This window comes from Paracoccus broussonetiae, assembly GCF_031854425.1.
GTDB lineage: Bacteria > Pseudomonadota > Alphaproteobacteria > Rhodobacterales > Rhodobacteraceae > Paracoccus > Paracoccus broussonetiae.
In genome coordinates, this window is the sequence record NZ_JAVRQI010000016.1 from 114,242 (window position 1) to 128,327 (window position 14,086).

Consider the following 14,086-nt stretch of genomic DNA (forward strand, 5'->3'; position numbering starts at 1 on the left):
TTGGATATGACGCATCCCGCGAAACCGACAATCCGCACGACCTGCCCCTACTGCGGCGTTGGTTGCGGGGTGCTTGCAAATGCTGATGGTCAGGGTGGCTTGAGTGTCAGGGGCGACCCCGATCACCCGGCCAATCTGGGCAGGTTATGCGTCAAGGGATCGGCCCTTGGCGAGACGGTCGGGCATGGCGGTCGCCTGCTCGCGCCGCAGATAGGCGGGCGGGCTGCCACCTGGGACGAGGCTTTGGACCTTGTCGCCCGCCGCTTTGCGCAGACGATCGCCCGCCACGGCCCGGATTCGATAGCCTTCTACGTCTCGGGTCAGATGCTGACAGAAGACTACTATGTCGCCAACAAGCTGATGAAGGGATTCATCGGATCCGGGAACATCGACACGAACTCTCGTCTTTGCATGGCGTCTTCGGTCGCGGGGCACCGGCGCGCCTTTGGCAGCGATACCGTTCCGGGGCTTTACGAGGATCTCGAGCTGGCCGATACGGTCGTGCTGGTCGGCTCAAACCTTGCCTGGTGCCACCCTGTTTTGTATCAGCGCCTGGCGGCCGCAAAGGAAAAGCGACCAGGACTGCGCGTCGTGGTGATCGATCCGCGCCGCACTGCGACCTGCGACATTGCGGACCTGCACTTGCGACCCGCGCCGGGTTCGGATGCCGCTTTGTTCAACCTGCTGCTGTCAGAATTGTCGCGCAGATCAATTATTTGCCGTGATGACATCGATAACATCGAGGATGCGCTGACCGCGGCAAATGCGGTCTCGCCACAGGCCACGGGGTTGGCGCACAGCCAGTTGTGGCAGTTCTACGACCTGTGGTGCGGCAGCGAAAAGGTGGTCACTGTCTATTCACAGGGGATCAACCAATCGGACAGCGGCACCGACAAGGTGAACGCGATCCTGAATTGCCATCTGGCGTCCGGGCGCATCGGTCGGCCCGGTATGGGCCCATTCAGCGTCACCGGCCAGCCGAATGCCATGGGCGGACGTGAGGTGGGCGGTCTTGCCAACATGCTGGCTTGCCACCTGGACATCGAGAACCCCGACCATCGCCGGGCTGTCCGCGACTTCTGGGGCGCACCCGGCATGGCCGAGCGTCCTGGCCTGAAGGCCGTCGACATGTTTCACGCGGTCGAGCAGGGGCGGATCAAGGCGCTATGGGTCATATGCACCAACCCGGCAGCCTCGATGCCCGATGCGGACCGGGTCGCGCGGGCGATTGCAGGTTGCGATTTTGTGGTCGTTTCCGAAACGGCGGCGCAGACCGATACCTCACGGTTGGCGCATGTCCTGCTGCCCGCCACAGGCTGGGGTGAAAAGGACGGCACGGTCACCAACTCCGAACGCCGCATCAGTCGTCAGCGCCGCATCATGCCGCCAGCAGGGCAGGCGCGAGATGACTGGCGCATCCTGGCCGAGGTGGGCCGCCGGATGGGTTGGCCCGAGGCCTTTGCCTGGAACGGCCCGGCGCAAGTTTTTGCTGAACACGCGGCGCTGTCCGGTATCGCGGGTGGGCTGGGCAGCGACTTCGATATCTCGGCCCATGCTGATATCTCGACCGCAGATTATGACCGGCTGGAGCCATTTCTCTGGCCGCAGGGGGCTGGGAAGCAGGGTGGCCGCTTCTTCGGAGATGGCCGTTTCCACACGCCGTCCGGTCGCGGACGGCTGGTTCCCGTCACGCCCCGTGACCCCCAGCCGCTGAACCAGGACTACCCGTTCCGCCTGAATACAGGGCGCATCCGCGACCAATGGCATACGATGACGCGGACCGGCCTTTCTCCGCGGCTGTCCCGACACCTGGCCGAACCGTTTCTTGAACTGCATCCGCTTGACGCGGCCCGACTGGGCCTGACCCCCGCGGTGCTGGCCGAGGTGGAAAGCCCGCAAGGCCGCGCCATTCTGCGGGTTCTTGTCACCGAGCGCGTGGCGCAGGGTCATCCCTTTGCGCCGATCCATTGGACCGGAGAGACCGCGCCCGCGGGGCGCATCGGCGCGCTGCTGCCGGCACTGACGGATCCCGTCTCGGGACAGCCGGCGCTGAAATCTGCGCCCGTCGCCATTCGGCCCTTCGTAGCCGCTTGGCATGGCTACGCGGTATCGACCCGACCGGTGCAGCCGCGGTGCGAGTACTGGGCGCGCGCCACGCTTGACCGGGGCGAGCAGGTCGAACTTGCCTCGTCCCGTACACCTGTGGATTGGCTGGCCGAAGGGCGCGAGATGTTCGGCCTTGATATCGCGCCACTGGTCGTCAGCGACCCCCGGCAGGGTATCCTGCGCCTCGCTTATGTCGCGGACGGGCGGCTTCAGGCTGCGCTTTTCGTCTCTCGTGAGCCGGTGGCGCTTTCCCGTGCGCATCTTACTTCGGCGCTTGGCGCGGATTGTGGGCCAGAGGTGCTGGCGGGCAGGCCGGGAGCGGACAAACCAGATGAAGGCGCGATCATCTGCGCCTGTTTCGGGGTCGGCGCGAACACCATCCTGCGCGCCATCGCAAGCCAGAGGCTTGTGTCCCTTGAAGATCTGGGCACGGCCCTGTGCGCGGGGACGAATTGCGGGTCGTGCCGGCCAGAGCTGCGGGCGCTTATGGCCGCGGCCCAGCTGAGCGGGTCGGAGACCGACGAGGTGGCGGAACCCCCAAGGCTTTGCGTCGGCGCGGATTGATCCAAGCTTCCCGAGCAGGGCGGCACGCGCGCCACCCGCCATGTCGGGCGCAGAAGGCGGCGCATTTTCGCCCAAGCCGCGGTCCTGCTCCAACAGCTGTGGCTGTTCCGATCATGGACAGGTACTTGCCTTGACCGGTCGCATCACGGGCTTGACCCCTGCGATTCCGGTTTCCTGCCCATGCCGGCATTACAGGCAACTAGCGCAGCGGGGCAGGCCGTGCATCGCCGCAACGCCGATCCTCACCAGAATCGAGGTTGCAAACACTATCCGCAACCGGCACTGCAGAATCCAGACTTGGGGGCGGTTAAGAAACGGGAAGCAGATCAACTTGACACGGCCGACCTCATTCCAGTTATCAATTTCCCGTTTGTCACCGCCTCAACTGAAAGTGCTATCAACGTCATGGAAATCTTTACACCCGAGGGGCTGAGCGCCCTGCTCGCGGTAATCGGGATCGATCTGGTCCTGGCCGGGGACAACGCGATCGTCATCGGACTTGCGGCGGCCGGTCTGCCGAAAGAGCAGCGCAGTCGCGCGATCTTCATCGGCATCATAGTCGCCACCGTCATGCGGATCATCTGCGCGATCATGGCGACGCAGTTGCTGCAGATCGTCGGGTTGCTGCTGGCCGGTGGTCTGCTTCTGCTGTGGGTCTGCTGGAAGATGTGGCGCGAATTGCGGGCCAATGCCGCCGAAGAACATGCCGCGGAAGAGGCCTTGGCGGACCGCGACCTGAACCAGGATGGCGTTGTCGGCGGCGGAGCGCCGCAAAAGACATTGATGCAGGCCGTGACCCAGATCGTCATTGCCGACGTTTCGATGAGCATCGATAACGTGCTGGCCGTCGCCGGCGTCGCGCGCGAGCACATGACGGTGCTGGTCGTCGGTCTTGTCCTGTCGATCGCACTGATGGGCCTTGCCGCCAGCTATATCGCGCGGCTTCTGAACCGTCAGCGCTGGATCGCCTATGTCGGGCTTGCGATCATCCTTTACGTCGCACTGAAGATGATCTGGGACGGCGCACATGAGTTGTCGCCGCTGATCCAGCACGCGCTGTCGTCGCACTGACAGGGGCGCACCCGAAGCCAATCGTCCCCGCGGCATATCGCGGGGGCCACACTTGCCCCGGTCTGAGGCTTCAGTTGATCAGCATGACTTGGACATCGGCGACATTGGTGCCGCTTGCCCCGGTGACAAGCAGATCATTTGCGGCCGACAGACAGGCATGGCTGTCGTTGTTTGCAAGCAGGCTCTGAACGTCCAGCCCTGCCGCGGCAATCCGGTCCAGCGTGCCAGGATCGACGATCGCGCCGGCGGCGTCGGTTGGACCATCCCGCCCGTCGGTTCCCGCGGACATGAAGGTCCAAAGGCCGCTCCACCCCCGCATCCCCAGCGCGACGCGCAGCGCCAGTTCCTGGTTCCGGCCACCCTTGCCGTCACCTCGCAGTGTTACCGTCGTTTCGCCGCCAAAGATCAGCGCAGTTGGCCGGTCGGGCGGTGCCTGCCGGGCGGCGGAAACGATCCGTTCTGCGGCATCGGCGACATCTCCGACCAGCTGATCGCTGACGATCCGGCCGGCCCATCCCGGGGCGATGGCGTCCCGCATCGCGCGAAGCGAGATCACGTTGCTGCCGACCAGATAGTTCCGCGCTTGGGGCACCGGGTCGGGTTCTGCGGGGGTGCTCAGCAGGTCGCGGACGGGCAGGGGCAGATCCTGAAGAAGCCCCGTGCCGGAAAGCAGCGCGCGGGCTGCCTGCCGGTCCCCCAGCGGCGGCGAGGTCGGCCCCGAGGCGACCGCTGCCAGGTCGTCCCCGATGACATCCGAAAGGATCAGGCCGACCACGGCGGCGGGGGCTGCGTGACGCAACAAGCCGCCGCCCTTCAGTTCGGAAAGCTGTTGGCGGACCAGGTTCATCGCGGAAATATCAAGCCCGCTTGCCAGCAGGATCGCGGTAACGGCCTGCTTGTCCTGCAGCGTCAGCGGCGCGCGGGGCGCGGGAACCAGGGCCGAGCCGCCCCCCGAAATCAGCGCATAGACGCGATCGTGCGGACCAGTGGCGCTGGCGAGCAGGGCCATGATCCGGCGACTGGCTTCCAGCCCGTCCTCGTCCGGGTCGGGATGGCCCGCGGTCAGGACGACCGCACCGGGAACCGTCGCTTCGTTTCCGCGATGCGTTACGGCCAGGGCAGAGACCGGATTGCGGACATGGTTCATCGCCTCGGCCAGCATTGCGGGGGCGGCCTTGCCGATCGCGACCAGATGGCTGCGACCGCCATCGTCGGGGTCGGGGTGGCGCTGGAAGTGCCTTCGCACCGCCAGCGCCGGGTCAGCGGCCGCAATGGCGCAGCCGTAAAGCCGCTGCGCCATGGCCCGCATGTCACGGACGTGGTTGCTCACGCGGCGATCTGCCGGGCCTTCTGGACCAGCACCTCGGCCTGCCGGATCGAGGCATAATCGATCAACCGTCCGTCCAGCGAAACCGCACCCTTGCCCTCGGCCTCGGCCTTGGCCATGGCGTCCAGGATGCGCTGCGCTCGTTCCACTTCGGCGGTCGACGGGCTCATCACCTCGTTCGCGAGCGCGATCTGGCTGGGATGGATCGCCCATTTCCCTTCGCAACCCAGCACGGCGGCGCGATAGGCGGCGGCCTTGTAGCCTTCGGGATCCGAGAAGTCGCCAAAGGGACCATCGACCGGGCGCAGGCCATTGGCGCGCGCCGCGACGACCATGCGCGACAGTGCGTAATGCCACATGTCGCCCCAATGGACATTGCGGGCGCCGTTGGCATCCGCATCGGTCAGGACCGAGTAATGCTCGTTCGCCCCGCCGATGACCGTCGTGCGGGCGCGGGTGCTGGCGGCATAGTCGGCGACGCCGAAATGCAGGCTTTCGTTCCGTTTCGAGGCGGCGGCGATCTCGCTGACGTTCTGCATCCCCAGCGCGGTCTCGATGATGTGCTCGAAGCCGATGCGCTTCTTGAAGCCCTTGGCGTCCTCGATTTGGGTTACCATCATGTCGACTGCATAGACGTCCGCGGCGGTCCCGACCTTGGGAATCATGATCAGGTCGAGTCGTTCGCCGGCCTGTTCGACCACGTCCACGACGTCGCGATACATGTAATGCGTGTCGAGGCCGTTGATTCGGATCGACATGGTTTTGTTGCCCCAGTCGATCTCGTTCAGGGCCTTGATGATGTTCTTGCGCGCCTGCGGTTTTTCATCCGGGGCGACCGCGTCCTCCATGTCGAGGAAGATCACGTCGGCGGCGGAATCCGCTGCCTTTTGAAACATTTGCGGTTGGCTGCCGGGCACCGCGAGTTCGCTGCGGTTCAGGCGTGCGGGGGCTTGTTCGACGGAGAAGAAACTCATGGCCAGATGCTCCTGCCGGAAAGGGAATGTGCTCAGGAAAAAGGCGGCAATGCTTTCCGGTCAAGAAAATAATTTTCCCAGAAGTCATCTTTCGCCTTCGGCACCCTCTCTGTGTTCACCGGTTTCCGACAGTTTTCCACCCGTACGATTGGAGTAGTAGAAGGCGATCGCCTGGGCCCGGCTTTTCACCGAAAGCTTGTCGTAAAGGTTCGACAGGTGGAACTTTACCGTGTTCATGGTGATGCCCAGTTCGCGCGACAATTCTCGATTGGTCAGCCCCTTGGACAAGGCCGCCAGCATGTCCAGTTCACGTCGCGACAGGGTCTGAAGCGGGTTCCGCTGCAACTCGCGCACGTCCAGATAGGGAAAGACCATCTTGCCCGCGGCGACCGCGATGCAGGTGTCCAGTAGCGTCTCGACCGGGTCGCTGCGCGATACGAATCCCGCCGCCCCCGCCGCCAACGCGGCCAGGTGCACGTCAGTGGATTGCTGGCCATAGATCACCATCCGCGGCGCGTCGGCCTGTTCGCGCAGCAGGCCCAGCAGCTTGGCCCCACCCATTGCGGGCAGTGCCCAGTCGATGATCCCGACCTGTGCTGGCACGCGCGAGACATTCGCGAGAAATCCTTCGGCCGAAGCCGAGGTCGCCAGCAGAGAGAATCGCGAGTCGCGCTGGAACAGTTCGGACATCGCGGACATGACCAGCGGATTGCTGTCCGCGATGGCGATAGTCACGGCCTGTTCAAGACTGTGGACGGTTCGGATCATGGAATTGGCACCCTTTGGCTTAGGTCGAAAGTCGGAAGCTAGCGCAAAACGTCTTTGGGCCTGCTCGTCCGGGTGGGAAAATGCCCACCCGAAAGGATACCCGAAGGCAGGGTAATCTTCCGTTGTGAGATTTGTCGAGAGGTGTTTCCTTTTGTTAAAGATAATTAATCAACAGGAAACATCATGGCTGAAGTGATCGTCTTTCCGCAGCTTGAAATTCCCGACACCATTGCGGCCGGTCCCGGTCCGGGGAACACGGACCCGCGCGTGCTGCAGCGCTTTGCCAGCGCAGGCATGGCCGACCATATGCAGGCCGACGTGCTGCGCGGCATGGTCGAAAGCAAATTGATGCTGCGCGAGATCATGGGCACAGCGAACGTCCACACCTTCGGCGTCGCCGGAACGGGGTGGAGCGGGCTCGACTGCCTGTTCAGCGCCGTGCTGCCCGGCGACAAGGTGGTTGTTTTCGTCAACGGCACTTTTTCGGGGATCGACGGGCTTACGCTGCGGATGAAGGCCGCGACGGCTGAGGAACTGGCGGCGAGCCCGCTGGACCCGAAGGCGGCCTCGGTCACTGTCGTTTCGGTGCCGCATGGGCAGTCTGTCACGGGCGAGATCGTTCAGGCGGCGCTGGCCAAGCATCAGCCGAAATGGGCGGCGATGACGCATTGGGAAACCGGTTCGGGTCGGATCAACGATCTGCGCGGGTTCTCGGATGCCTGCCAGGCGTATGATGTGATGGGGCTGATCGATGCCGTGTCCTCCTTGGGGGTCGAGGACTTCCGCATCGACGATTATCCCGGCGTGGATGGCTGGGCCTCCTGTCCGCAAAAGGGGATCTGCTGTCTTCCGCTGACCTATGCGCCGGTGTCCTTCACCGACCGTTATATCCAGAACTTGCGCCGGACGGGCTGCCGGACCTTCGTGCACCACCCCATTCTTGAGGCGCGTCACTGGGGCATCATCGATGGCAAGGATGCCGAGAAGGGTGTCTATCACCGCACCCACAGCGCCTATGCGGTGGCCGCTTTCCACGAAGCCCTGCGCATCACGCTGCAACAGACCGTCGCGGGCCGCGCCAAGTCCTATGCCTTCCACGAGGCGGCGCTGCGCGACGCGGTGACGGCGGCCGGCTGCAAGGTCACGTCGAACATGACATCGCTGGTCGTGCTGAACCTGCCGGACAGCCTGAAGGGCCGCGAGATGGAACTGGTGCAAGCCTGCCGGGCCAAGGGTTTCGGCATCTGGCCGACGCTTTCCGAACCGGTGCAGGTGCGGATCGGCATCCTGAACCTGCTGAACCAGCGCGCCATCACGGACATCGTCACGCGCTTCGTCGGGGCCATGAACGAGATGGGGGCCGGGATCGACATGAAGCAGATCGGTGAACGGCTCGAGGAACAATATCAGGCGGCTGTCGCGGCGGAATAAGCGCGCCTTTGGGAGGAGGCGAAAATGGATATTCACGAATACCAAGCCAAGGAAATTCTCAGCCAGTTCGGCGTCGGCATCCCGCAGGGCGCGCTGGCCTATAGTCCCGAACAGGCCGCCTATCGGGCACGCGAAATCGGTGGCGAGCGTTGGGTCGTCAAGGCGCAGGTTCATGCCGGCGGGCGTGGCAAGGCAGGCGGCGTCAAGCTTTGCGACAGCGACCACGAAATCCAGGCCGTGACCGAGAACATGTTCGGGCAGAAGCTTGTCACGCATCAGACCGGTCCCGAGGGCAAGGGCATCTACCGCGTCTATGTCGAGGCTGCGGTCCCCATCGCCCGCGAAATCTATCTGGGCTTCGTCCTGGACCGCGCCACGCAGCGCGTCATGATCATCGCCAGCAGCGAAGGCGGCATGGAGATCGAGGACATCTCGGCCGAAAGCCCCGACAGCATGATCCGCGCGGTCGTCGAACCCGCCGTCGGCCTGCCGGAGTTCCAATGCCGCGAGATCGCTTTCGCCCTGGGCATCAAGCCGGGCATGATCCAGCAGATGGTGCGCACGCTTCGCGGCTGCTATCGCGCCCTGCGCGAACTGGACGCCACCATGGTCGAGGTCAACCCCCTTGTCCTGACCAGCGATGACCGCGTGCTGGCGTTGGACGCGAAGATGGCCTTCGACAACAACGCGCTGTTCCGCCATCCTCAGATCATGGAGCTGCGCGACAAGTCGCAGGAAGACCCGCGCGAATCCCGCGCTGCGGACCACGGCCTGTCCTATGTCGGCCTTGACGGCAATATCGGCTGCATCGTGAACGGCGCGGGCCTGGCGATGGCGACGATGGACACGATCAAGCTGGCGGGCGGAGAGCCTGCGAACTTCCTGGACATTGGCGGCGGCGCCACGCCCGAACGTGTTTCTCGCGCGTTCCGGCTGGTCATGTCCGACAAGAATGTCCAGGCGATCCTGATCAACATCTTCGCGGGCATCAACCGCTGCGACTGGGTAGCCGAAGGCATCGTACGCGCGCTCAGGGATGAGCCGATCGACGTGCCGGTCGTCGTGCGCCTTGCCGGCACCAATGTCGAGGAAGGACAGAAGATCCTTGCGCAAAGCGGCCTGCCGCTGATCCGCGCCACCACCCTGATGGAGGCTGCCGAACGCGCCGTGCAGGCATGGCGCGCGGACACGAAACGCAACCCGAACCTGAAGGTGGTCTGATGAGCATTTTCCTTGAACGCGAAACCCGTGTGATCGTCCAGGGCATCACCGGCAAGATGGCCCGCTTCCACACCAAGGAAATGCTGGATTACGGCACCAATGTCGTCGGCGGCGTCGTGCCGGGCAAGGGCGGCGAGAAAGTCGAAGGGGTGCCGGTTTTCAACACCGTCAAGGAGGCGGTGGCCGAAACCGGGGCCGAGGCGACGCTGGTTTTCGTGCCCCCGCCCGCCGCTGCCGACAGCATCATGGAGGCCGCAGATGCGGGCATCCGCTACTGCGTCTGCATTACCGACGGTATCCCGGCCCAGGACATGATCCGCGTCAAACGCTATATGTACCGCTATCCCAAGGAGCGGCGGATGATCCTGACCGGGCCGAACTGCGCCGGTACGATCAGCCCCGGCAAGGCCATGCTGGGCATCATGCCGGGCCATATCTATCTGCCGGGAAATGTGGGCATCATCGGTCGCTCGGGCACCCTGGGATATGAGGCGGCGGCCCAGCTGAAAGAGCGCGGGCTTGGTGTCTCGACCAGCGTGGGGATCGGGGGGGATCCGATCAACGGCTCGTCCTTCCGCGATGTGCTGGCGCATTTTGAGAAGGATGACGAGACCCACATCATCTGCATGATCGGCGAGATCGGCGGTCCGCAGGAAGCCGAGGCGGCGGAATACATCCGCGACCATATCAGCAAGCCGGTGGTGGCCTATATCGCGGGGCTGACCGCCCCCAAGGGGCGAACCATGGGCCATGCCGGGGCTATTATCTCTGCCTTCGGGGAAAGCGCTTCGGAAAAGGTCGAGATCCTGACAGCGGCGGGCGTGACCATGGCCGAGAATCCGGCCGTGATCGGCGAAACCATCGCCCGCGTCATGCAATAGGGGGCAGTGATGGCAGCGAAACCCCGAGTCCTTGTAACGCGCCGCTGGCCGGCAGCCGTCGAAGCGCGCCTGGGCGAGATCTTCGACGTGCGGCTGAACACCGACGACACCCCCATGCGGCCCGAGGATTTTCGGGCCGCGATGCGGGAGTATGATGCCATCCTGCCGACCGTGACCGACAAGATCGGCCCCACCGCGCTGGAGGTCGACAGCCCCCAGACGCGGATCCTCGCGAATTTCGGCGTGGGCTACAGCCATGTCGATCTGGAGCAGGTGAACCGGCATGGCATCGTCCTGACCAACACGCCCGACGTGCTCAGCGAATGCACCGCCGATCTGGCGATGACCCTACTGCTGATGGTCGCCCGCCGCGCCGGCGAGGGCGAGCGAGAGTTGCGGGCCGGGAAATGGACCGGCTGGCGGCCGACCCATCTTGTCGGCACCAAGGTTTCTGGCAAGACGCTGGGGATCGTGGGCTATGGCCGCATCGGCCAGGAAATGGCGGCGCGAGCGCATCACGGCTTTGGAATGAAAATCCTGGCCTATAACCGCAGCCCGATCGCACCCGAGGTGTTGGCGCGCTGCAATGCCACGCAGGTCGACAGCCTGGATGAACTGATGCCGCTTTGCGACTTCATCTCGCTTCACTGTCCGGGCGGGGCCGAGAACCGGCACCTGATCAATGCGCGGCGGCTGGGGATGATGCGGTCCGATGCCTTCCTGATCAACACCGCGCGCGGCGAGGTCGTGGACGAGACAGCCTTGTCCCAGGCGCTGTGGTTCGACGCCATCGGCGGTGCAGGGCTGGATGTTTTCGATGGAGAGCCGCGCATCAATCCCAGCCTGCGTGACTGCGACAAGCTGGTGATGCTGCCGCATCTGGGCAGCGCCACCCGTGAAGCGCGCGAGGCCATGGGCTTTCGGGTCATCGACAACCTTGAGGACTTTTTTGCAGGACGCCGCCCGCGCGACAGGGTGAACTGATGCAGGGCGGGGCTCAACGCATCGGACCCCGCCCGCCGGAAGACACGCCATGCACCTATGGCGACAGGCTTCGGGCCGAGATGGACGCGCTGTGGCGCAAGGTGATTGCCCGCCGCGCGCCGGGAATTCTGCCGCTTCTGTCGGGGCAGGGGGGCGATCTTTCGCAAAGCCGGGACGTGACCGCCTGCCTTCAGGCATTGAACATCCGGTTCCACCTGCTGAAGATCATAGACGAGAACATCGCCATCCGCTCTCGCCGCCTGGTCGAGGCGCATGAAGGTCCGGCCGCGGTCGAGGGCAGCTTCGCACGCGTGCTGGACGCCTGTCCCCCGATGTCGCCCGAGGTATTCTGGCGCGGTCTTCAGGGCCTTTGCGTCGGCCCCACCCTGACCGCGCACCCGACCGAGGCCAAACGCGTCACCGTTCTTGAAATCCACAGGCGCATCTCTCGCTTGCTTGCCGCGCTGGAAAACCAGCGGGGGGCAGCCGAAAGGGCCGAGATCATCGAGGATCTGGAAAGCGAGATCGACCTGCTCTGGCTGACCGGCGAACTGCGTCGCCAGCGCCCGACCCCTGTCGATGAGATCGAATGGGGCCTGCAGTTCTTTCGCGACAGCCTGTTCGACGCCGTGCCCAATCTGGTGCGGCGCTTCCGGGACGCGGTGGCGCCCGAACACGGCCTGCCCGATCAGGCCGGACCGCTGGTTCGCTTTCATTCCTGGATCGGTGGGGATCGCGACGGCAATCCGCATGTCACGGTTGAAACCACCCGCACCGCGCTTGGCCTGTCGCGGCAGGCTGCACTGGACCGTTATCGTCAGGGGCTTGAGCTGGCAGCACGCCAGCTCAGCATCAGCAGCGCCATTTCCAGCCTGTCGGTCCAGACCCGGAACAGTCTGCAATCGATCATCGACGCGGCGCCCTTGCCCCCGGATCAGGCGCGCCGCAATCCGGGCGAACTGTTCCGCCAGGCGCTCAGCGCCATTGGCCGCCGCATTTCGGCGACCCCGGATGGCCCGGCTTATGCCCATGTCCGGGACTATATCGCCGAGCTGCGCAAGATCGAGGCGGCCTTGGGCAGCATCGGCGCCGACCGGCTGGCCGAGCGTCTGATCCGGCCCTTGCGCTGGCAGGCCGAGGTGTTCGGCTTTCGCACTGTCACGCTGGACATACGGCAGAACTCGTCGGTGACGACCCGCGCTCTGGCCTCGATCTGGGGCTTGTCGGGACCATCGCCGGACTATGGCAGCAAGGAATGGTCGCGGCGCTTGCGGGCCGAGCTTGCGCAGGACGAACTGCCCGGCCTGGATCGTGACCGCCTGACGCCCGAGGCGGTTGAGCTGCTGGACCTGCTGGCCCTAATGCGCGATGTCCGTTTCGGTGCGGACCCGCTGGCCATCGGGCCGTTCATCCTGTCGATGACCCGGTCCTGTGATGACCTGCTGGGGGTGTTCCTGCTGGCGCGCCATGCCGGTTTTGGCCCGGAGCGGCTGGACCTGCGCGTCGTGCCGCTGTTCGAGACCATCGCGGATCTGCGCGCCGCACCCGCGATCCTTGAAGAGCTGCTGCGCGTTCCGATCGCCCGCCGCAGCCTGGAATCTGAAGGCCGCCGCATCGAGATCATGCTGGGCTATTCCGACAGCAACAAGGATGGCGGCTTCCTGTGCGCCAGTCGCGAACTGGAAAAGGCGCAGCGCAGCATCGCGCGGGTCCTGGCCTCGCATGGGCTGCTGCCGATCTTCTTCCACGGTCGCGGCGGCTCGGTCAGCCGCGGGCAGGCGCCGACGGAACGCGCCATCGCCGCCCAGCCGAGTGGCACGGTCAATGGCCGGCTGCGCACGACCGAGCAGGGCGAGGTCGTCTCCTCCAAATTCGCCAATAGCGGAACCGCCCAGTATGAGCTGGAACTGCTGGCCTCATCCGTGATGGCCCAGTCCCTTGCAAGCGCGGTCGAGCCGGTGCACCCGGAATTCAACGATACGCTGGAAGCGCTGTCCGACATGTCCTGCACCGCCTATCGCGGATTGCTGGGCAGGCCCGGCTTCATCGACTATTTCAACCAGGCCAGTCCGGTCGAAGAACTGACCATGCTGAAGATGGGCTCGCGCCCGGCCCGCCGTTTCGGCGCGCAAAGCCTGGACGATTTGCGGGCGATCCCTTGGGTCTTTGCCTGGTCGCAGAACCGGCATCTGATTTCGGGCTGGTATGGTTTCGGCTCGGCCATCGCGACTTTCCGGCGCTTTCGCCAGGCCGAGGGCGACGCGCTTTTGCGCCGCATGTTCCAGGAATCCCGCGTCTTCCGCCTGATTGTGGACGAAACCGAAAAGTCGCTGTTTCACGCCGACATGGAGGTCGCCGCCCACTATCGCGCGCTGGTTCTGGATGCCGAATCCGGCCGCGACATCTTTGGTCGCATCCGGCAGGAATACGAAGACAGCTGCGCGGCGGTCATGTTCCTGACCGGTGTCGGTGCCATTGGCCAGCGCTTCCCGAACATGTCGGCGCGGTTCGAGCGTGTGCGCGCCGAACTGGACCGCGTCCACGACCTGCAGATCAAGCTTTTGCGCGACAATCGCAATCAACCCGGTCAAGGCGTGCCGGTCGCCCTGATGCAGACGATGAACTGCATCTCGGCCGCGCTCGGCTGGACCGGATAACCGATCATGGGAGAGAATGCATGAACCAGATCAAGCCTGCCGGATTCTTCACCGAGACGCTGGACAGCCGGGACCCCGAGATTTTCGGCGCGATCCGGCAGG

The 14,086-nt window shown here is 64.6% G+C and carries 10 protein-coding genes; 7 read left to right on the forward strand and 3 right to left on the reverse strand.

What is annotated here, in order from left to right; translation table 11 throughout:
- Positions 1-6: 6 nt before the first annotated feature.
- Both RM190_RS19190 and RM190_RS19195 read left to right on the forward strand, forming a co-directional pair.
- Entirely contained in the window at positions 7-2,670 is a 2,664-nt protein-coding gene (locus tag RM190_RS19190; protein WP_311761079.1) for a molybdopterin-dependent oxidoreductase, read from the forward strand.
- 405 nt (positions 2,671-3,075) lie between these two features.
- Entirely contained in the window at positions 3,076-3,741 is a 666-nt protein-coding gene (locus tag RM190_RS19195; RefSeq protein ID WP_311761080.1) for a TerC family protein, read from the forward strand.
- Positions 3,742-3,811: 70 nt separating this feature from the next.
- On the opposite strand, the gene RM190_RS19200 is transcribed toward RM190_RS19195, so the two are convergent.
- The 3 genes from RM190_RS19200 to RM190_RS19210 form a co-directional block, all read right to left on the reverse strand.
- Positions 3,812-5,071, reverse strand: coding sequence for a glycerate kinase type-2 family protein (locus tag RM190_RS19200; protein ID WP_311761081.1), 1,260 nt, complete (start codon positions 5,069-5,071; stop codon positions 3,812-3,814).
- Positions 5,068-6,042: an HpcH/HpaI aldolase/citrate lyase family protein gene (locus RM190_RS19205; RefSeq protein ID WP_311761082.1), complete on the reverse strand. Its 975-nt coding sequence runs from the start codon at positions 6,040-6,042 to the stop codon at positions 5,068-5,070. Before RM190_RS19205 ends, RM190_RS19200 begins: the two co-directional genes overlap by 4 nt.
- 84 nt (positions 6,043-6,126) lie before the next feature.
- The gene (locus RM190_RS19210) at positions 6,127-6,810 is read right to left on the reverse strand and encodes a response regulator transcription factor (RefSeq protein ID WP_311761083.1); all 684 of its coding nucleotides are present in this window, start codon (positions 6,808-6,810) and stop codon (positions 6,127-6,129) included.
- Positions 6,811-6,993: 183 nt separating this feature from the next.
- Here RM190_RS19210 and RM190_RS19215 point away from each other — a divergent pair, with 183 nt between their 5' ends.
- The 5 genes from RM190_RS19215 to RM190_RS19235 are packed head-to-tail and all read left to right on the forward strand — an operon-like array spanning position 6,994 to position 13,984.
- Complete coding sequence (locus tag RM190_RS19215; protein WP_311761084.1) at positions 6,994-8,241, forward strand: aminotransferase; 1,248 nt, start codon at positions 6,994-6,996, stop codon at positions 8,239-8,241.
- A gap of 24 nt (positions 8,242-8,265) precedes the next feature.
- Positions 8,266-9,462 carry a malate--CoA ligase subunit beta gene (locus RM190_RS19220; RefSeq protein ID WP_311761085.1) on the forward strand — a complete coding sequence of 399 codons (1,197 nt, stop codon included), beginning with the start codon at positions 8,266-8,268 and terminating at the stop codon, positions 9,460-9,462.
- Complete coding sequence (sucD, locus tag RM190_RS19225) at positions 9,462-10,343, forward strand: succinate--CoA ligase subunit alpha (RefSeq protein WP_311761086.1); 882 nt, start codon at positions 9,462-9,464, stop codon at positions 10,341-10,343. Before RM190_RS19220 ends, sucD begins: the two co-directional genes overlap by 1 nt.
- Positions 10,344-10,352: 9 nt before the next feature.
- Positions 10,353-11,327: a 2-hydroxyacid dehydrogenase gene (locus RM190_RS19230; RefSeq protein WP_311761087.1), complete on the forward strand. Its 975-nt coding sequence runs from the start codon at positions 10,353-10,355 to the stop codon at positions 11,325-11,327.
- Complete coding sequence (locus RM190_RS19235; protein WP_311761088.1) at positions 11,327-13,984, forward strand: phosphoenolpyruvate carboxylase; 2,658 nt, start codon at positions 11,327-11,329, stop codon at positions 13,982-13,984. The genes RM190_RS19230 and RM190_RS19235 overlap by 1 nt, the downstream gene beginning before the upstream one ends.
- Positions 13,985-14,086 lie beyond the last annotated feature (102 nt).